Consider the following 20,874-nt stretch of genomic DNA (forward strand, 5'->3'; position numbering starts at 1 on the left):
TCCTATTCATAACTTAATGCCTTTATGGGATCCAGTCTACTTGCCCGGAAGGCGGGGTAGAACCCGAAAAACAGTCCGATAGCCGTGGAGACACCCAGGGCCAGCATAATCGCCCCGGTGTTGGGCATAAAGGCCCAACCCAGGGTATTTGAAACCGCCAGACTGACCCCCATCCCGACTCCCACGCCCAGAATTCCTCCCAGGGAGGTAAGAACCCCGGCCTCGATAATGAATTGCCCCATAATAACCCCGGGAGCCGCACCGATGGCCTTTCGGATCCCGATTTCCCTGGTCCGTTCAGCTACAGCCACCAGCATGATATTCATTATTCCGATGCCCCCCACCAACAGGGAAATTGCGGCTATGCCGGAGAGCAGGAGTTGCAGGGTTCCGGTTACCTCCGAAGCGGTCTGGGCGATGGTCGCCGGGCTTAACACCCGGTAGTTCCCCTCCCCAAGAATCTTATCCAGAAACTCCTCCAGGTCGGCCTGGACGGCCAGGGGATCGGCTCCCGGTATAATCCGGATGGACAGAGAACCTACCTGGGAGCTGCGGGTATACCGTTGTGCGTAGGTCTGATAGGGAATGTATACGGCGCTGTCGTAGCTTACCCCGAAACCGGCGGATTTTTCTTCCATCACCCCGATAATCTCGAAGGTCCTGATCTGTCCTCCCCCGGTTATTCGGACCCGTTTACCCAGGGCATCCTCTTCGGGAAACAATTCCTCGGCTACCTCGGATCCAAGGACTACCAAGGATCGCCTGGCAGCCTCGTCAGCCTGGGTAAAAAAGCCCCCGGCTTCCGGGCTGTAGTCCATGACCGAAGCGAACTCTGCGGGAACCGCATTGGCGGTTCCCTGCCAGGTTTGATCGCCGCTGCGGATTTGTACCCCCGTTTGGCTTTGGGGGAGGACTGTGGCTATATCCGGAATAAAGCGCAGGATGGGTTCAATAAGCTCCCCGGTAAAATTATCCCGGATTTCCCGGCTGCCGCCCCGGGGGCTAACGGTGAGGTTTTCCAGACCGGCCTGGGCAATAGAACTGGTAACGCTGGCTGAGGCGCTCTCCCCCAGGCTGGTGATGGTTATTACCGAGGCAACCCCGATGACAATACCCAGCAGGGAAAGCAGGGTCCGCATTTTATTAGAGGTCAGGCTGTGGATAGCCAATCTGAAGTTTTCTAGGATCATGGTTGTACTCCTCCTGCCGGTCCGATATCCGATTCAATGAGGCCGTCCCGGATGGTGATGGTCCGCCGGGTCATAGCACCGACCTCGGGATCGTGGGTTACCATGACCACTGTAAGTCCTTGTCGGTTGAGATCCTGGAAAAGCTCCAGGATCTGATGCCCGGTTTTTGAGTCCAAGGCACCGGTGGGCTCATCGGCAAGGAGAAGACTCGGCTGGGTAACGATGGCCCGGGCGATGGCGGCCCGCTGCTTCTGTCCCCCTGAGAGCTCGTTGGGTTTGTGGTGTACCCGGTCAGCCAGACCAACCCGTTCCAGGGCCTGGACCGCGAGTTTTTTGCGTTTTGCCAGGGATACACCGGCGTAAAGCAGAGGAGCTGCTACGTTCTCCAGGATGCTGGTGCGGTTCAGGAGATTAAACTGCTGAAAAACAAAGCCTATCTTCCGGTTTCGCATCCGGGCCAGCTGGCTCTCCCGCATCCGGGCGGTTGATTCTCCGTCGATGAGAATTGATCCCCCGCTGGGGGTATCTAAACAGCCCATGAGGTGCATGAGGGTGGACTTCCCGGATCCGGAAGGGCCCATTATGGTGGTTAATTCCCCGGGGTTTATGGTGATTGAAACGCCCCGCAGGGCATCCACCCGCACCGCTCCCATCTGATAGGTTTTTTCCAGGTCGACGGTTCGGATAACCGGTTCGCCGGACGGACTCTTGAGAAGGGATATGCCTTCAGGTTTCTGCTTCATCTCGGTATCTCCTAATTCCGGGTGCCGGAGGGGCCGGTGGGGCCGGAGCTACCGCTGGGTGGTGCTGGGCCGTCTGCTGGGGGTGCGAAGCGGCTGGGGTCGCCTCCCCGGCTTCCCTGGCCGCTGCCAGGCAGTCTCAGCCCTGGAAGAGAGAAGCCGTTTTGGGCGCTGGTCTGTTGAGACATGACTTCCTCGGCCGCTGCAGCCGAAACAACCTGAAGCCCATCCTGAACCTCTCCGGAGATTTGGTACTCCAGCAGGCTGTGTTCCTGGATTTCCACCGGGAGAGGACTAACCCGGAGGGGATCCTGGGAAACGACCTGGTAGAGTATACCCCGGTCCTCCGTGAGGGATTGGACTGCCCGTTTATCCACAATCAGGGCCTGTTCCTCGGCTGAAACAAACACCGAGCCCGAGAAACTAAAACCGGGCAGGATACTTTCCGGCACCTGGTCTAGGCTGATATCCACATCCACAACGGTGTAGCCGTTTCCGGTGACTGTTCCCTCCTGGGCAATTTCGAGGACAGCTCCGTAGACCGGAGTATCTTCCAGGGCATCGAAGTATACCCGCACCTCTTGCCCTGGTTTGATCCTGGGAACATCCAATTCGTCAACGGATACCGTGGCCATAAGGTCGTGCCTGGTGATGATCCGGGCGATTGTCCCTCCTTTCTCCACGGTATCGCCGGATTCCACCGGCACCTCAACCACCAATCCAGAGAACCCTGCATACAGCCGGTAGTTTGTTCTCTTCTCTTCCAGGAGGGCGAGCTGGCTTCGAAGCAGGGCAAGTTTACGGGGTGATCCGGAAATGGCCTCCTGTTCAATTTGGTACTCCAGTTCGGCAATCTGGTAGGAAAGCTCACTGTTGTCCAGCCGGGCGATAAGATCACCCTGATCAATCCACTGCTGTTCCCGGACCTCCAGACTCTCTAGGCTACCCGCCAGGGAAAAGCTGTAGTTCCTGGATTCCCGGGGCTGGACATTACCTGAGATCTCCACCTCCTGGCGCGCCGAGGCGGCTTGTACCTGGTAGATGGCCGTATCCTGGGCGAGGCTGAGCTGCCGGGCGGTTGGATTGGCCTGATCGGAGGTTGGCTCTGCCCCATCCCCGGGACGGTTCCGGTCTGTAGACTGGTCTGAGGCAGCACCAGTGAGGGGGACATTCGCCTGGGAGATGAGGATGTAGGCTCCCGTGCCCCCTCCCAGGATTACAATGGCCAGTACGGAAATGATTATAATAACGGTTCGTCGTCTCATAGGGTTATCCTTGTTTGCTGAATTTCTAGGGATAGGATGTTCAGGGCCAACATGCGGCCCTGAATTCGGGATAGTTCCAGGTTCCGCCGGGCTTGCTCCAGGGCTGACGCGCTGGAGAGGCCGGATTGAACGGCTTGAGCCGTTTTATCCAGGGCGGTCTGACGGACCTGGGTTTGCAGACGCCAGGATTTAATCTCGGTTTCTAGGGAGGTTATCTGGCTTGCCAGGTTTCGGATCTGCCTCTGGCCCTCGGAGATTGCCTGGTCGAGGGCGAGCTGGGCGGTGTTGACCTGGATTTGGCTGTTCCGGCGGGTGAGGGCTTCCTCCTTGGTATTCTCCGAAGTCCAGGAACCCGAGAGGGTGATGTTCCATAGGTCCTGGGGGTTTTGGGTTGAACCCATGGTAACCGAGAGTCCGATGTCCCAGGCTCCGGGGTTCTCCAAAACCGCCCCGGCCCAAAGGGATCCGGAGAGTTGGTCGGTGGTATACCTCCCCCCCGCTCCGGCGGTAAGCCTCACCTGGGGATCATAGGACACCATGGCTTCGGCATCCTGGATCATAATACGTTCCAGGGAAGCTCTGGCCGTGCGGAGACTAGTCAGATCCGCCAGAGCAGGGACTGTCGGCAGCCGGGATTCATCGGGTTGATCCAGGGGGATGGCGAGCAGGGTTTCAGGGGTGAGCTCCAAGATACCGGTTAGCTCCCCTAGTTCTGTTACCCCGGCTTCCAAAGCGAGGGTGGCCAGTGAAATGGTAAGCTCTCCGGAGAATTGTTCCTCAAGCAACTCCTGGACAGCCAGACTGCTCTCTGCCAGATTGTCGACCTTTCGGGCGGTGTCCAGCTTCTGGCCGACGCTTTCCAGGGCACTCTCAGCTTGGAGAATCTTCTGGTGTTCGCTGTGGATCGTCTGAAGGGTTGCAATAATGGTTGCGGCGATGTCGAGGCGGGTTTGTGCATGAGCCCGAAGATTATCCTCCAAACCCTGGCGGTATTCTACACTGGCACTGTCCGGGATGGAGACAAGGTCGTCCAGGGTAAGCTGGTATTCCAGGGTTCCCTGGATGGAGGACCCTTCTGCCAGCTGAGGAACGAGCTCCAGGGGAGCGGAGATACGGAGGCTCTGGTTTCGGGGCAGATTGAGCTGGACAACCGGGGTGGCTGTAAGGCTTGAATGGCCTTGGTCTGTCCGGCTGCTGTAGCTGATCCCCTGGGTGCCGGTGGAGAGAGAAATTTGGGGCTGTTCGATTCCCAACCGCAGGGTCTCGCGGTTTTCCAGGAGCTCCCACTCCAGGTTGAGACGCTCAAGTTCAGGACTGGTGGTTTCAGCCGCCCGGATGAGTGACTCAAGCCGGAGGGATTGGACGGATGATTCCTGGGCGGATACCATCCCCAAGCCGACGGTAAGAACGAACAGGAGCCCGAAGGCTCCTGTTCGTAGGGTGTGTGTTGAAATCCTTTGGTACTGCTGCATGGTGATTAACTTGCAAAATGCGTGCCAAATAAACAAAAATGAATTTGTTTTTGTGAATTATTGGGAGGTGCACCATTCAAGGCCGCCTACAGGCCTTCAGGCCTGTCTGACTCAGCATTTCGGGGTTATTTTGGATTTCTAACCCTACCAAGAGGATCTATAGGAGGGGATTGAACTGGTACAAAAGTATCCACTGTCCGGAGCTGGGTAGTATTGTTACAGCTCCTCTTGGATTAATCGGTCCAGCTGCTCCTGGGCTTTGGGGAAGTCGAAATCCTCTAGGGCTTGGCGGATCTCTGAGAGTGGTTGTTCCCAGGTGTGGTAATCTGGGTTGGATAATAGGTCGCGGATTTGCGGAAGGGCTGCACTATCGCTCGAGGAGATCAATGCTAAAAGGTCCTCCAATCCTTGGCGGAGCTGGTCGGGTGACCTGTTAGATGCGTATCGGGATGATGATTCTGCAGGTAGGTCCTGGGTCGAAATCCATCCCTTCAGGGATTCAATTAGGGAGGTGATGCCTTGAAGCATGGTTTCTTCCAATTTTTCCACGCCCTTTGCATCAGGAGTGGTTTGCAAAGCCTCGTTCAAGGCAGCTACCTCGGATTGTAGTTCCCGAGCGCCCAGGGTGCCCAGGATGCCTTTCAAGGTGTGGACTTCCCGAATTCGTGCTTTCAGGCCGGAACTCTCTGCTAGGGATTGGTACCGTTCCGTAAAATCCTGGTAGGTGGTATAGAAGGTGCGGAGAAGACGCTGGTATAGTTTGTAGTTTCCCTGGAGTCGGCGGATTGCCCCGGCCTTATCCACGGTGGGAAGGTTCGGTACCGCGGGGGAGTCATCCCGGATATCCATCGAAGTATCCTCGGCCTGGTCCTCTTGAATTTCCAGGGAGTCAATGCCCTGACCACGGGAATCCAGGAGATTAAGCATGGTCTGAAACAGGTGTTCGATGACAATGGGCTTGGTGATGTAGCCGTTCATACCCGCTTTATGCACCTGCTCCTCAACCCCTGCCATGGCATCAGCAGTCATGGCCAAAATGGGAATGCTCCCAAAGGCCTGGTCCTTGCGAATTTCTTCCGCTGCAGAGTAGCCGTCGAGCACGGGCATTTGCAGGTCCATGAGAATAAGATCCGGGGGGGTCAAGGCTTTGGCCGCATCCTGTACCGCCTGGATGGCCTGCTGTCCATTGAGGGCTTCTTGGACTTCTAACCCCTCGGCTTCCAACACTTCCCGGGCTACTTGGCGGTTTATTTCGTTGTCTTCCACCAACAGGATCCGGATTTTACCGAGGGCATGGAGTTCCGCACTGAGTTTATCCAACGCGGTACCCCCTGTCTTGGATGGCCTTAATTCCTCCCCTAACACTGCCATGAGGGTATCAAAGAGCCGGGATTGGCTAACCGGCTTGCTCAGGAGAGCATCCACACCGTTGGTTTCCAGAATGTCCGGAGAGAGCTCGTCCCCGAAGGCGGTCACGAGGATGAAGACTGCATCGGACTGCGGACCTGTCTGTTCCCGGATGGCACGGATGGTTTTTAAACCGTCTTGGTCGGGCATCTGGTAATCAATCAGAAAGAGGGAGTAATGGTCCGGAGGGTGGGATTCCAGGGCCTTGAGACTGTCCTGGCCGCAGGAAACCCGGTCCACCTGGAGGCCGAAATGCTCCATGTAGCGGGCCATGACCTCCCGCATCGCTTCGTTGTCATCGGCCACCAGGGCTCGTTTATCCCGAAGGATCTGAGGAGCAGCCAGGCTCTGGGGTTGAGCCTGATCTGCCTGCAGGCCCAGTTCCAGGGTAAAGAAAAAGGTGGTTCCTATGTCCTGCTGGCTATCCAGCCAGATTGTGCCGCCTTGAATTTCTACCAGGCGTTTGGTAATGGATAGGCCAAGACCTGTTCCTCCGTATTTCCGGGTAATGGAGCTGTCGGCCTGACTAAAGGCTGCAAATAAATTATGTTGCTGGGCCGGGCTCATGCCTATTCCGGTATCGGCGACGGAGAACCTGAGTACCACCCGCTGGCGGTTGAACCGTGCTACCTGAATATCCACCCGGACTTCCCCGTGATGGGTGAACTTGACGGCATTTGAGCAGAGGTTCAGAAGAATTTGGTGAAGCCGCAGGGGATCGCCGATGAGCATCATTGGAACATCGGTTCCCTGGGAGAGGATGAATTCCAGGTTCTTCTCCTGACACTTCAGACCGATGACTCCCACAAGGCCGTCAATGATATCCTGAAGATTGAAGGGAGTGGATTCAATACTGAGTTTCCCTGCCTCAATCTTCGAAAAATCAAGAATGTCGTTGAGAATCCCCAGAAGGTTCTGGCTTGCCTGGGTGATTTTATCGGTGTAATCCTGCTGCTGGGCTGTGAGGGACGTCCGGGAGAGCAGGTGGGACAGCCCCATAACGGCGTTCATCGGGGTGCGGATTTCATGACTCATATTCGCCAGAAAGCTGCTCTTCGCCTTGGTTGCCTGTTCGGCGATTTCCTTAGAACGGCTCAGTTCATCGTTGAGGTGCTTGAGATCGGTAATATCGCTGGAGAGCCCGAAGAGGCCGAGGATGCGTCCCCGGCTGTCGAAGAGGGGGCGTTTGCTGGTACGCTCATACCGGCTGTCCCCCGCTAGTCCGATGTAGTGGTGGATCCGATCGGTTACCGGCTGGGCGCTTCGCAAGACCTCTTTATCTTCTTCCCAGAATTCCTCAGCGATTTCCCGGGGGAAGATCTCAAAGTCTGTTTTGCCAACGGCATCGCGCCAATGGGCGAATCCTAGGAGTAGCGCGAACTGCTGGTTAACAACCCGGTACCGTCCCTGGACATCCTTGATGAACATATAGTCCCCGGCGTTTTCCAGGATGGCAATGAAGTCCCGGGTCATTTCGATGAGCTCTGAGATATCCCGAAACAACATGACAGTGCCGATCTGCTCTCCTTCCCGGGTGAGGGGAACACTGGAGAGTTCGGCATTGAAGGCTGTGCCGTCCTTGCGCCAGAGCAGCTCATCGCCGTTTTTATACACGGTTCCCTGGGTCCGGGTTCGCAGGACCGGGCATTGGTCCTCGGGGTAGGGGGAGCCCTCGGGCAGGGTATGGTGGAAGAGGGTGTGGGGATTGCAGCCCTTGAGCTCCTCCTGGCTGTATCCCAGAATCGCGCTTGCAGCGGGATTGCTGAACATGATCAGACCCTGGTCGTCCAGTTCAATAATCCCCTCCTGGACAGATTCGAAGAGCAGCCGGAGCTGCTCCTCCGCCTGGCGTACCTGGGCCTCACGGTTCCGGATCTCGGTAATGTCGGTAATCAGGGCGAAGGAGCCCAATTGAAAACCGTCATTGGTACTCATGGGTGCAAGGTTGACGAGGCACGGCACCAGGCTGCCCTCGGATTTCTGGAAGCATAGATCGTAGGAACCCTCAGTTCCCGCTAACTCCTGAAAGGATTCCTCCCAGCGCCGGCTGTCATCGGGAGCCATAAAGGATTCCAGGGGGCGGCCGAGAATATCCTCCTCCCGGCGATCCAGAATCTGACAAAAGGCGGGATTGGCTTCCATGATTTCGCCGTAGGTATTGATGATGGTAAAGCCTTCCTGGGCGGTCCGAAGAATCTCCCGGAGCCGGTGTTCGGAGTTCGCTGCCTGTTGTAGCGCACGCTGAAGCTCGGTTGTCCGGTTATCCACCTCCTGTTCCAGGCTGCGTTTATGGGTATCCAGTTCCTCCTGGTACTTGCGGTTTTGCCGGGTGTATTCCCAAAAGGCCTGGCTTAGTTCCTGAAATTCCGCGCTTCCCCCATGGTGATGGGGGGAGAATTCCTGGGAACCATCCTCGCCAAGGCTTCGGACCCCCCGGGTCAGGGCTGCCAGGGGAGTAGTGACCAACCGGGATGCCGCGATACTCATGAGAATCCCCATCAGGGCCAGGCTGATACCCAGGGGGAGGATACCGGATCGAATGAAGTGATTCTGCTTGTCTAGGTAGATAGATTCAGACATGGCGGACAGCAGAAACCCCGGAGGCTGGGTCAGGCGCTGGGAACTCAGGATGTACCGGTTGTTTCCTAACGAACGGGAAACCGGCCGGTCCGACTCGAGGATGTCCATGAGCTCCGGCCCCCGGGGTAAATCGGTCAGGTATTGGCTGGGAACACCGGTGTTACGGCCGTCGGTACTGAAGTACCCGAACCAAAAAAGATTGCCTGGGGGTACGGCGAGAATGTTCCGGATATTATCCATGGTAACATCCATGCCGATGACCCCGTACACCTGCCCTGAGGGCTGTACCAGAGCCCGGACTACTCCAATATTGACCAGATCTTCGGTAACCGATGGATAGGGTTCGGTGAGCACGGTCTTGCCGCCCTGGGAGGCAGCCTGGATGTACCAGGGCCGCAGTCGCGGATCGTAGGCAGTGTTGCGCTGTCTCGGGTGGCTGCGGACAAAGCTGCCGTTCGCCCTGCCCATGTATACTGAGTTAACCGCAGGGTGGGTCAGGCGGTAGGCATTAAAGATGTTGATGATTGTCTGTTCCCGGGGCCCTGGTGATAGCGTGAAGACCTCGGGGTCTGCATTCAGGTAACTGGTGAAGTCCTGGTGGTCTTCTTGGGAAACCGTTTGAATCCCCGCCAGGGTTTCCAGGTCCGATTTAGTACGCTCAAAGTAGGTATCCAGCTCACGGGTAGCAGCGGCTGAACGCGTGTACAGGATCTCCAGGCTTTCTTCGTAGGCTCTGGATTTCTGGAGAAGATAGAGGCTGAGCCATCCGCTGCCCATGACTACCAGAGAAATAACAAGTAGGCCGAGCAGCAGCTGGGTTCGGAGTTTCATGATCTACCGCTCCAGGGCTTCCCGTTCTTCGGACAGCTCTACTCCGGAGCGGGCGATGTTTCGGAAGGTTTCGGTGAGCCCCTGGAAGACCTGGACGAGGGTCGGGTCGAAGTGGGTTCCCGATCCATCCAGGATGGTTTGTACAGCCAGGGAATGGGGGAAGGGCTGCTTATACACCCGTTTACTGATCAGGGCATCGTACACGTCGGCAATGGCCATAATTCGGCCTGCCAGGGGGATATCTTCTCCGGATAATCCTTGGGGATACCCGGTTCCATCCCACTTTTCATGGTGGGTGTAGACGATTTCCCGGGCGTACCGGAGGAAGCTTGTGGTTCCGATGGACTGTTCCGCCTGAAGCAAGGCCTGGTATCCCAGGGTGGTGTGGGATTTCATAATCTCGAATTCTTCCTTGGTCAGGGGGCCGGGCTTTTGGAGGATCGCATCGGGGATTCCCACCTTGCCGATATCATGGAGGGGGGCGGACTTGTACATCCGGTAGATGTCCTCGTCGTTGATTTGCTGGGCGTACCCGGGCAGATCGGGCAGGGAGATGGCCAGGGTGCGTACGTAGTTCTGGGTCCGCCAGATATGGCTGCCGGTTTCCTTGTCCCTGGTTTCCGCCAGACCGGCGAGACTGGCGATGGTCACATCCTGGGTGATGGTCAGTTCCTTGGTACGCTCCCGGACCCTGCGCTCCAGTTCGCGGTTCTGGAGGGTGAGGTGGTTCCTGGCGGCTCGGAGTTCCAGGTGGTTCCGCACCCGGGCCAGAACGATCAGGGGAGCTACGGGTTTTACCAGGTAATCCACGGCTCCGAGCTCTAAGCCCTGGGCTTCATCCTCAGTTTCGTCCTTGGCGGTTACAAATATGACCGGAATATCCCGGGTTCTGGGATTCTTCTTAAGTGATTTGCATACCTCATAGCCGTCCATTTCCGGCATGAGGATGTCCAGGAGGATAAGGTCCGGGGGATCATCGGATTCAGCAATCTGGATACCGCGATAGCCCTCCTTGGCCGCTTTAATCCGATAGTAGGGGTTCAAAATATCATCCAGTACGGCGAGGGTAGAGGGTGAATCATCAATGATTAGTATGGTGTCTTGCAGATCTGTTTGTTCCATCTCCGGCAACATCCTTCAGACCAGGGGATTGGTCAATGTAACGAGCCTACTGTTGTATACATGATACTGCACACAACCCAACTATTCTTAAGTATGGGGCGGAACAATTGATTTCACAAGCAACCTGCAGGAAAATTTGCGAACCAGGGCACGGGGACTGTCCCGTGAGCCGGGGCTCCGCTCTAACACGGAGCGGGTCGAGGGGTTGATTTATCCCCTATCAGGGGGAGTTTGTGGTATAGTTTAACCTATGAGTGATGTACCGGCGGATTTACAGAAGCAGTTTCCTGCAGCCATTGAGTACCTGACAGATATTTATGTGATTCAGCGTGAATACGGACGGGTTACCAACGCCCGCTTGGCCGACTGGATGCAGGTAAGCCGGTCAGCAGTGACCCAGGGAATTTCTCGATTGAAGCGCCTGGGGTTGACTATTCAGCCCCGGTACGAGGCCATCCAACTTACGGAGAAGGGCCGAGAGCTGGCAGTAACCTTTCTCCGGCGCCATTATTTGGTGGAGCACCTCCTGGTACGGACCCTCGGTTATCCCTGGGATAAGGCGGATGAGGAGGCTAAGGTGCTCCAAGGGGCTATTTCCGATGATCTTGCGGAGTACCTCTACGACAAACTCGGTAAGCCCCACACCTGCCCCCACGGCAATCCCTTCCCCGAGGATCCCATCGAAGAGCGGCTGGTCAAGGCCCAGGCACTCGATGCTGTTGAACCGGAACGAGAGCTGCGACTGTTGCGGATTACCGAAGAAGGGGAGGCATATCCGGGAATGCTGCACTTCTGTTATAATCACCAACTCAGCCCGGGCAGCAGGCTTTCGGTTACCCAGACTGAACCGCTGAGGATAGTTCTCCACCGCCCGGAGAGCGGAGAGGCTGAGAACATTGAAATCCCCCCGGATATGGCAAAGCATATTCGGGTAGAATACCTAAGCACCTAGGAACCCTGCCCGCCCATGGAACCCCCGATTTTCAACCTCTATACTCATCTGCGTTCTCGCCTGGGGCCCCAGGGTTGGTGGCCGGTAAACCGTCGGGCTGACATTCCCCGGAGGAACGATGGTGTTCCCCTGGATGGGATTGCCCGCTGGGAGATCATGGTTGGGGCGGTTCTGACCCAAAATACCGCCTGGAGAAATGTGGAGCGGGCCTTGGATAATCTGCGGTCCCTCCAATCCTCGGGAGAGGGGAGAATTCCCGGCCCGGATCGGTTCACCATCCTTGCCGGCGAAACCCTGGCGGAACGGATTTATCCAGCGGGATACTATAACCAGAAGGCAAAAAAACTCCGGATTCTGGCCGAAGCGGTGACCGCCCGAGACTGGCAGCCCTGGGGAGCCAGGGTTCCCCGGCGGGATGAGATCCTTTCCTTGTGGGGGATCGGGGATGAAACCGCAGATTGTATGATGGTCTATGCCTTCGGTGTGCCCCACATGGTGGTGGATCAATATAAACGGCGGATCCTGGCCAGAATTGCGGGGAATCCGGGCAGCGGCTTCCCTCGTTTAGGGGGTGATTTTACCGCCAGCGAGCAGATGCCCTATGCCGAACTGGCAGGGATGCTGGAGGATCAGCTCCCCAGGGATGTTCGGGTGTATAACGAGTTTCATGCCCTGCTGGTCCGCCTGGGATCCCTGGCCTGCGGAAAGCGGGCGGTCTGTGCTTCATGTCCCCTCGGACCTTCAGGGTCGGGGATGTGCCGGGGGGTGTAGGGCTCTTCCGCGCGATGCCACAGGTACAGTGTAACGGGCACCTAGGCAACGGGTTGTGCCTATTCACCCCGATGCTACCGACCCTGGGAAAATCTCAGTTCTTTCCCCACATCTTTTCCCCACATCCGCCGTAGGTTACAAGCCTTCCCACACGACCTCCCGGGTACGGTTCCTGGGATCTGTTTGGGGCGGCGTGGAGTCGGGACGTGGAGTCGGGGGCGTGGAAAGGGTTTCGGGGGGAGAAAGCCGAGGTGCGAAAACGGTCTCGGGGCAGGGCGGGGATTCAGGGAGCCGGTCAGCCTTCCACCAGAATTTGCTTGGCCAGCTGGTAGCTCAGGGCAAAATCGCGGCTCATCTCCGATGAGCGCAGGGTTATGGATTCCGCGGCGGGGATGTTTTGGACCACCTGGAGTACACTCCCCGGGGTGACGCCCTGGGAGAAGAGCAGGCGCAAAAAATCCGGTTCGGTGTTCCGGATTCGGGCGATACGGCATTCTGTTCCCGAGGGGATATCCGACAGCAGGACGGTATTGGGTGTAATCATCTCTCCGGACTCGGACGGTATGGGATCACCGTGGGGATCAATCCTGGGGTGCCCGAGAAGCTGGTCAATTCGTTGAATGAAGCGCTCCGAAACGGCGTGTTCCAGCACCTCCGCTTCCTCGTGGATCTCCGACCAGTCATATCCCAGGGTTTTAAAGAGAAAGGTTTCAATCAGGCGGTGATACCGCAGCAGGCGGAGGGCCATGTCCTTTCCCTCCTGACTCAATCGTCCGCCCTTCCTCGACTGGTAATCCACCAGATGGATCTCTGAAAGATGTTTCAACATCACCGTCGCTGTCCCTGGGGTGACTCCCAGGGCGTCAGCCAGCTGCTGAGTAGAGACCCGCTGTCCGGTTCGGCTTTCCAATTGGTACAGGACCTTTATATACTGTTCGACAGTACTCGTTGCCACCCTGGTAGTCTATGCACCTTTGCCCTGGGCATCAAGCTCCCGCTGAACAATTTGCAGGTTGCGTTTCAGTTCCTTGCTGTCGGGAACAAGGTCCAAGGCCTCCTGCCAATAGATTTTGCAGTCCTGGAGTTTCCCGGTTTTCAGGCAGCAATGACCGAGCAGATTGAGTACCTTCTGGCGCTCGTGTTTATGGATGAAAGAATCCTTAATAGTCTTAAGGGTTTCAATACACACGCTAAACTTCTTATCCCGGTACTCCAAAAGCGCTTTGGTAAACTGTTCCTTCGCGGCCTTTAGATCCTCCGGGGATTGATATGCCATGTGCTCGGCTACATCGGTATCAATATCCTTACCCCAACTACCCGAGGTAATTCCCAGAATCAACAGGGTAATATCATCCGTAGCGGGGGCATCTCCCCGGAAAGACAGCACCTCGTCAACCAAACTCACTGCCATCTCCTTGGGCTCCAGCTCAACCTGGTTGGAAATCGATTCAATGAGCCGGTCCTCGGTAAAGAACTCGCCCTGGGCATTGCGGATCTCGGTGAGGCCGTCGGTGTACAGGATGAGCCGATCCCGGTCATCGAGCAGCTCCTGCCGGGTAGCGAACTCTAACTCCGGGAATTTTCCCAGGAAGGGTGCGGTCGGTGAGAGTACCCGGTGGGTGCCATCGCCCTTGAAGAGCCAAATTTCTCCGTGTCCGGCATTCGCATACTCAACGGTTCCCTGGTGGAGATCAATCAGGGCGTAGAATGCGGTTAGGTAATGATCGATATCTTCGATTACCGCACATAGGTCGTTATTTACCCCCCGCATAACCTCGCTAGGGGTGGCTCCCGGAACGCTGTGGGTAGTGAAGGAGACCTTGGCCATCATGGTTATTAATGCAGCAGGAACCCCGTGTCCGGAAACATCGGCAATGAGCACCGCCACCTGATCCCGGGAAATGCGAATCATATCGTAAAAATCGCCCCCGAGTTCCTCCATGGGTTTATAGATCCCGTAGGTCGAAAGGTTTCGGACCGCGGGGAACCGCCGGGGAATAACCGCCTCCTGGACACGCTGAGCCGTGGTGAGCTCCAGACGTACCTGATTGTTGTAGGATTCCAACTGAGAATTCTTCTCCTCCAGTTCTCTGGTATTCTCCAGGATTTTATTACCCATGTCAGAGAAGGCCTGACGCAGCAACTGGATCTCGTTATTGATACTCTCCGGGGGCTGAATGGGGGCCCGTTCCTGAGAAAAGGCGGAAATCTGGTGCTGCAGGGCGGCGATGGGTTTGAGGATGGCTATCCGGAGAACCAGGAGAATACTGCCTCCCAGGAGTATAACGGCAATCAAGCCGAAAATTATCATGATTATAGTGATTTGATCGGCAGGTGCGCTGAGGGCCTGCTCGGAATCGGTGACAATGCTGTACCAGTTGGGATTATTCAGGCGGTAGTAACTCAGGTACATATCCGTGTCGTTTTGATTTTTATAAGCAGCGAAACCCTGTACCGGACTCTCCGGGCGGAACAATGCCGCCATACCCGGCCACTGGGCCGCACTAGTTAAGATGAGATCTCGATCAGGATGACTGAGAATTACTCCCTGGGAATCTACCAGGAAGGTAAACCCGCTCTCCCCGAAGTTCAGGGTACTCAGAAAGTCTATAGCAAAGCGTTCCAGGTTGAAGACCGCTACTATTGCGCCGGATTTCTCTAGGGAGGAGCCCAGCAGAGGCATGGCAATGGATACCGCCGGACTACCCGCTCCGGAGATATAGGCTTGGCTATCTCCCACCAAGGTTCCCTGACTCAGGGCCGCCTGGACGGTTTCGGGTTTGTCCACCCGCAGTCCCAGGTTGCGAAGGCCGGCGGAGGCCAGAACCACGCCCTGGGGATCAACCAGCATCACATCTTCAAAGTAGTTGGACAGCTCCCGGGCATTGTTGAGCAAACCGATGGTCTGCCGGGCCGTCCCTGTTTCGAGGGCCTCCAGAAACCGCGGATTATCGGCGTAGCTTGAAAGAATGGTATTAATTGAATCTAGCTGTAAGCGTATGATTTTTTCTACACTGCCGGCGTTGAGTTCCAGGTACTGTTGCTCCCGGTCGAAGACCTGCTGTTTAATACGTTCCGCGGTTACCAGGGTCAGGAGTAGAACCGCCAGAATCAGGATTGCTGCTAAAATCAAGGGGATTTTAACGCTGAGACTTTTTCTCATGGTGAGTGTGGGAACCCGTGTATCGTTCATAACTACCCCCTACTTTTACATAGTGTGTCCTAAGAAACACATTGTATTATACCAACAGTATAATCCCAAACTCCGAAAAGTCCCCGGCAGCCATAACAGCATGGCTGCCGGGGTAAAGGAGGAACGAATATACTGCAGCGCGGTTACAGTTGAATGGTTTTTCCTAGTTGCGCGCTCTGTTGTGCAAGTTCAATAATGCGGATTACTTCAGCACCCTCATCAATGGTCACCGGATTTGCATTATCTCCCCGGATTGCTCCGGCAAAATCGCGGTAAAAGCCCAGGTAATTACCCTTCTCGGGCCGCAGGGTTGCGGTAACGGTGGAGTCATGATCACTAGGCAGGTACAGGGTGCCCCATTGGTTCTTATCTTCCACCCCGAACAGCTCCGAATCCGGCCGCACACCTTGTTTCAGCTGGTCTTCTTGGGGATCTAACCCCAATTTCACCAAACTGCCTTCGGTACCATTAACGATGTAACGGAATCCCGGACCCCGGCAGAGGGAGGTAATGTGGATAATTACGGGGAAAGACCCGTAGTCTAAAATCAGATGGACATAATCGTCAGATTTTCCCCCGGTACGTTGGATCCGAATATCAGCGGTAACCCCCCGGGGTAGACCGAAGAGCTGTAGAGTCTGGTCAATCAAGTGGCTACCGAGGTCGTAGAGCAGCCCTGCGCCGGGCTGATCAGATTCCCGCCACCGCTGGCGCACCTGGGGCCGGTAACGGTCAAAGTGCAGCTCAATATGACTGAGATCTCCCAATCGCTCTTCCTGTAGGAGTCTCTTGAGGGTTAAAAAATCCGAATCCCATCGGCGGTTATGGAAAACGCTGGCTACCAGACCGGTTTGCCTGGCAGCTCCGGCAAGATCTTCGGATTCCGCAGCGGTAATGGTTGCAGGCTTTTCAACAATCAGGTGTTTGCCCGCCGCCAGGGCCTCCCTGCTAAGGGGGTAGTGGAGGGTATTAGGCGCGGTAACAACGACCGCATCCACTTGGGGGTGCGCAAGGAGGTCCTGGGGACTGGAAAACACCCTGGCTTGGGGCAGTACGGCGTGGACTGCCTCGGGCTTGCTGGAGGATACAGCAGTAATCTCGAACTCCTCGGGAAGGGCCCGAAGGAGGGGAACATGGAAGGTTTGGGCTGCAAACCCAAAGCCGATGATTCCGATGCGTATGGTGTTACTCATGGTGTTGTATCTCCTGATCCTAAAAGAATCCCGCCTGCCCTGGGCAGCAGGCGGGATACGGTAACGGTACCTAGTTTCCCTTCTTCCTGCTGGCAATATCGAACCATACCGCCAGGAGTAGAATGAGTCCCCGGAATATCATCTGCCAGTCGGCTGAAATATTCATGAGGCTCATGCCGTTGTTGAGACTTGCCATTAACACGGCACCGATGATGGCGCCTACGACTGTACCTTCACCACCCATGGTACTGGTACCGCCGATAATGGCTGCTGCAATGGTATCGAGCTCAAAGAGGTTTCCGGCGCTCGATGCCGCAGCGTTCAGTCGGGCGGTGAATACCACACCGGAAAGGGCTGAAAGGAACCCCATGCTGATGAATATCCACATGTTTCTGCTGCGGATATTGACACCGCTGAGGCGCGCTGCCTCCTTATTTCCACCCAGGGCATAGACCTGGCGTCCGAAAACGGTGTTGTTGGTAAGGAAGCTGTAGAACACTACCAGAGCGAATACCACCAGGATCGCGTAGGGCATTCCCCGGTAAATCATCAGAACGCCGAAGAAGGCTGCAATGATGGAAGAAATAAGCACCATTTTCAGAATCTGGTAACTCATGGGCGGCACATCGAATCCGTAGGCGATCTGTTTACGCCGGGACTGTAAATCCATGACCACATAAATCAGGATAACTATTAATCCAAGGATGAGGGTTGTATCGTTGAACTTCAGTGTCTCTACGATTTTCGGAACATACCCCGATCCCAGCGCGGCGAAATCATCCCGGAGGGGAGCAATGGTTTGGCCTTGGGTAATGGCGATAAGCGCACCACGGAAGGCAACCATGCCCGCCAGGGTTACGATAAATGCCGGAATATTCCTGTAGGCGATCCAATAGCCCTGCCAAACCCCGATTAAGAGTCCTGCAGCCAGAGCCGCTCCGATGGCCGGAATGGTAGCCCAGCCGAAGTTAACCTGGAGAATGGCCGCTATGGCACCGGTGAATCCGGCGATGGAACCCACCGACAGGTCGATATGCCCTGCCACAATAACCAGAACCATTCCGACTGCCAGTATTGCAATGTAGCTGGTCTGTACGAAGAGGTTGGACAGGTTTCTTGCGCTCAGGAAGATACCGTTTGTCAGGATATTGAATATAATCCAAATTCCGATCAATGCCAGGAACATGGAATACTGTTTTAGATTGTGCCCGGCCTGCTCCTTGATAACCTGGCCAAGCCCTTGCTTTTTGGTTAAATCGTTCATGGTTTATCCCCTTGTTGCGTAATACATAACCTTTTCCTGGGTTGCCTCTGCAGAGGTTAATTCGCCGGTAAGGCGTCCCTCATGCATGACCAGGATCCGGTCACTCATCCCCAGAACCTCTGGGAGTTCGGAAGAAATCATGACAATCGCTACTCCCTGCTCAACCAGGTCGTTCATGATGTTATAGATTTCGAACTTAGCGCCCACATCAATACCCCTGGTAGGCTCATCGAGGATGAGCACCTTGGGCTCGGTCATGAGCCATTTTCCGAGGATTACCTTCTGCTGGTTTCCTCCGCTTAAGTTCCGTGCCTTTTGCTGAATCGTTGGTGTTTTTACATTCAGCTGCTTAACGTAGTGTCGTGTCTGCTTGATTTCTTCAAGCTTGTTGAGAACCCCCCGTCGGCTTACATGGAGAAGACTGGCCAAGGTGGTGTTCTCGAGGATGTTCATCCCCAAAACCAGACCCATGGCCTTCCGGTCCTCGGTTACATAGCTGAACCCGTGTTTGATAGCCTCAGCAGGATCCTTAATGGTAATCTCATTACCCTCAAGGTAAATTGCGCCGGTTGCCTTGCTCTTGAAGGCACCGAAGAGGCTCATGGAGAGTTCTGTTCTTCCGGCACCCATAAGGCCGGCGAGACCGAGAATTTCCCCTTTCCGAATCTGGAAACTCACATCGTCGATGAGTTTCTTGCCCGGAATCTCAGGATGGTCTACGCTCCAGTTCTTAACCTCCATAACCACCTCACCGGCGGTGTGGTCGATCTTGGGAAAGCGTTGGGTGAGGGTTCGGCCTACCATAAGAGATATTATCCGGTCTTGAGTCCAGCCGCCGCCTTCCTCCTCGGATTGATCGTGGGTCGCAATGGAGTTTCCGTCCCTCAATACGGTAATTGAGTCGGCGATGGAGAGGACCTCTTCCAATTTATGGGAGATGTAGATACAGGTTACTCCCTTGGCCTTCAATTCCCGGAGGATATTGAGGAGGTTTTCACTCTCGGCCTCGTTAAGTGCCGCAGTCGGTTCATCCAGGATGAGCAGACTGGTCTCTTTCGCCAGGGCCTTTGCAATTTCGATGAGCTGCTGTTTTCCTACGCCAAGGTTGATTAATTTGGTATGGGGATTAACATCCAACTTTACCTCTTTGAGGAGCTTTGCTGCTTCGGCATAGGAGGCAGCCCAGTTTATAACGCCGGTTTTTCCGGCTTTTTCGCTTCCCAGGTAGATGTTTTCAGCAACATCCATCAAGGGAACCAGTGCCAATTCCTGGTAGATAACAGCAATTCCGCATTTTTCACTGTCTTTGATGGTGGAAAAATGCTTTTCCTGTCCATCCACCAGGATTTTTCCCTCATAGGTACCTGCGGGATAAACCCCGCTGAGCACCTTCATGAGGGTCGACTTTCCCGCGCCGTTTTCCCCGACCAGGGCATGAATCTCACCCCTGCGAACCTTCAGGTTAACTGAGTCGAGGGCACGTACACCGGGAAACTCCTTGGTAATGTTCTGCATCTCTAAAATGTATTCACTCATTTTGTTTCACTCTTTATTTCGGTGTCGTTCTATGGGAATGGACCCCGGCGGTATCTCCCCTGGATCACCCTCCGGCTACCGCCGGTGTCCTTCCCCTTCTTCCCCGTATCTGCATCCGACACATAGCCGGGAAGAAAGAAGGCGGGGTGAAAACCCCGCCTTGCCTCTGTACGAATCGGCCTTAGTTCAGCACGTCTGCACTGAGGTAACCGCTGTCGATGAGCAGCTCCTGAAGGTTGTCCTTGGTTACAACGTAAGGAGTCAGCAGGTTCGAAGGAACCTTGATGCTGAAGTTATCAGTAGTAGCATTGGTGGTGGGCTTGTTTCCCTGGGCCATCTGGATAGCAGCGTCGATGGCAGCGCGGCCAAGAAGACGGGTGTCCTTAAAGATGGTCATTCCCTGGGTTCCTTCCATGATCCGCTTTGCAGCAGCGGCTTCTGAGTCCTGACCGGTAACGGGAACCTGGCCAGCAAGACCCTGGGCTTCGAGAGCTACAATGGCACCACCGGCTGTTCCGTCATTGGGAGCCAGGATAGCATCAACCTGGTTTCCGCTGGCGGTCAGGGCGTTTTCAACGATGTTCAGAGCATTTGCAGGCAGCCAGTTGTCAACAGCCTGGTCAGCAACTACGTTGATTTTACCGGAGTCGATGAGGGGCTGGATGAACTTCATAGCACCTTGCTTGAACAGACGAGCGTTGTTGTCGGTGGGTGCACCGGACATGATGATGTAATCACCTTCGGGAACCTGTTTGGTCAGCCATTCACCCTGGAGCTCTCCAACCTTTACGTTGTCGAAGGAGATGTAGAGGTCGAGCTTGTCAGTGTTAGTGATCAGACGGTCGTAGGAAATTACAGGAATTCCTTCGGCATCTGCCTTGGCAACCAATGACGCAGCAGCTGAAGCATCGTGGGGAGCAAGGATCAAAACGTCAATGCCCTGGGCAAGAAGGTTTTCAACCTGAGAAGCCTGCTGTGCCATGTCGGCATCGGCAACGGCTACCCGGAGATCAACGCCTTTTTCCTTGGCATATGCTTCCATGGTTTCCTTGTCTGATACCCACCGTGCTTCCCGCTGTGTGGGAAGGGACAGACCAATTACCAGTTTGTCAGAACCTGCTTCACCTTGACCTCCGGCGAATACAGGACCGACCATTGCGAATACCAGTACGAGAGCCAACAGGCCCAATAGGTACTTCTTCATAGATTCCTCCTAAAGAAACGATTGTCTTTCACGGCCTCCTGCCGTGTTGAAGACAGGCTAACCCTGGATAATCTGGACTGTCATGAGGAAAAATTTATAAGGTTCTGGAAAATGTTGTGAAAAACCGGGGCCTGGTTTCGGCGAAGCAGGACAA

14 protein-coding genes are annotated in these 20,874 nt (G+C 55.4%); 2 read left to right on the plus strand and 12 right to left on the minus strand.

Translation table 11 applies throughout. From position 1 onward, the window contains the following. Positions 1–2: 2 nt before the first annotated feature. From DC28_RS10220 to DC28_RS10245, 6 genes are all read right to left on the minus strand, one after another. The gene (locus DC28_RS10220; protein WP_037548122.1) at positions 3–1,190 is read right to left on the minus strand and encodes an ABC transporter permease; all 1,188 of its coding nucleotides are present in this window, start codon (positions 1,188–1,190) and stop codon (positions 3–5) included. Next, positions 1,187–1,933: an ABC transporter ATP-binding protein gene (locus DC28_RS10225; RefSeq protein WP_052078747.1), complete on the minus strand. Its 747-nt coding sequence runs from the start codon at positions 1,931–1,933 to the stop codon at positions 1,187–1,189. Before DC28_RS10225 ends, DC28_RS10220 begins: the two co-directional genes overlap by 4 nt. A gap of 11 nt (positions 1,934–1,944) precedes the next feature. After that, complete coding sequence (locus DC28_RS10230; protein WP_037548123.1) at positions 1,945–3,195, minus strand: efflux RND transporter periplasmic adaptor subunit; 1,251 nt, start codon at positions 3,193–3,195, stop codon at positions 1,945–1,947. Then, positions 3,192–4,667 (minus strand): TolC family protein, encoded by a 1,476-nt coding sequence (locus tag DC28_RS10235; protein ID WP_037548124.1) that lies wholly within the window; start codon positions 4,665–4,667, stop codon positions 3,192–3,194. Before DC28_RS10235 ends, DC28_RS10230 begins: the two co-directional genes overlap by 4 nt. A gap of 216 nt (positions 4,668–4,883) precedes the next feature. Then, the gene (locus DC28_RS15655) at positions 4,884–9,485 is read right to left on the minus strand and encodes a PAS domain S-box protein (RefSeq protein WP_052078748.1); all 4,602 of its coding nucleotides are present in this window, start codon (positions 9,483–9,485) and stop codon (positions 4,884–4,886) included. Positions 9,486–9,488: 3 nt separating this feature from the next. Next, positions 9,489–10,607 carry a response regulator gene (locus DC28_RS10245; protein ID WP_037548125.1) on the minus strand — a complete coding sequence of 373 codons (1,119 nt, stop codon included), beginning with the start codon at positions 10,605–10,607 and terminating at the stop codon, positions 9,489–9,491. Positions 10,608–10,857: 250 nt separating this feature from the next. Here DC28_RS10245 and DC28_RS15660 point away from each other — a divergent pair, with 250 nt between their 5' ends. Beyond that, positions 10,858–11,559, plus strand: coding sequence for a metal-dependent transcriptional regulator (locus tag DC28_RS15660; protein WP_052078749.1), 702 nt, complete (start codon positions 10,858–10,860; stop codon positions 11,557–11,559). A gap of 15 nt (positions 11,560–11,574) precedes the next feature. Next, positions 11,575–12,330, plus strand: coding sequence for an endonuclease III domain-containing protein (locus tag DC28_RS10255; protein WP_052078750.1), 756 nt, complete (start codon positions 11,575–11,577; stop codon positions 12,328–12,330). A gap of 295 nt (positions 12,331–12,625) precedes the next feature. Here the strand turns inward: DC28_RS10255 and DC28_RS10260 are convergent, their stop codons facing one another. From DC28_RS10260 to DC28_RS10285, 6 genes are all read right to left on the minus strand, one after another. Continuing rightward, positions 12,626–13,285: a metal-dependent transcriptional regulator gene (locus DC28_RS10260; RefSeq protein ID WP_037548127.1), complete on the minus strand. Its 660-nt coding sequence runs from the start codon at positions 13,283–13,285 to the stop codon at positions 12,626–12,628. A gap of 9 nt (positions 13,286–13,294) precedes the next feature. Next, positions 13,295–15,523, minus strand: coding sequence for a SpoIIE family protein phosphatase (locus DC28_RS10265; protein ID WP_037548128.1), 2,229 nt, complete (start codon positions 15,521–15,523; stop codon positions 13,295–13,297). 143 nt (positions 15,524–15,666) lie between these two features. Continuing rightward, positions 15,667–16,716: an oxidoreductase gene (locus DC28_RS10270; protein ID WP_037548129.1), complete on the minus strand. Its 1,050-nt coding sequence runs from the start codon at positions 16,714–16,716 to the stop codon at positions 15,667–15,669. A gap of 70 nt (positions 16,717–16,786) precedes the next feature. Beyond that, positions 16,787–17,980, minus strand: a complete 1,194-nt coding sequence (gene mmsB, locus DC28_RS10275) for a multiple monosaccharide ABC transporter permease (RefSeq protein WP_052078751.1) — start codon at positions 17,978–17,980, stop codon at positions 16,787–16,789. A gap of 3 nt (positions 17,981–17,983) precedes the next feature. Further along, positions 17,984–19,516: a xylose ABC transporter ATP-binding protein gene (locus DC28_RS10280; RefSeq protein ID WP_037548131.1), complete on the minus strand. Its 1,533-nt coding sequence runs from the start codon at positions 19,514–19,516 to the stop codon at positions 17,984–17,986. A 181-nt stretch (positions 19,517–19,697) separates the two neighbouring features. Continuing rightward, complete coding sequence (locus DC28_RS10285) at positions 19,698–20,720, minus strand: sugar ABC transporter substrate-binding protein (RefSeq protein WP_037548133.1); 1,023 nt, start codon at positions 20,718–20,720, stop codon at positions 19,698–19,700. Between the last annotated feature and the right edge of the window lie 154 nt (positions 20,721–20,874).

It is taken from the genome of Spirochaeta lutea (assembly GCF_000758165.1).
GTDB classification, from domain to species: Bacteria; Spirochaetota; Spirochaetia; order DSM-27196; family Salinispiraceae; genus Spirochaeta_D; species Spirochaeta_D lutea.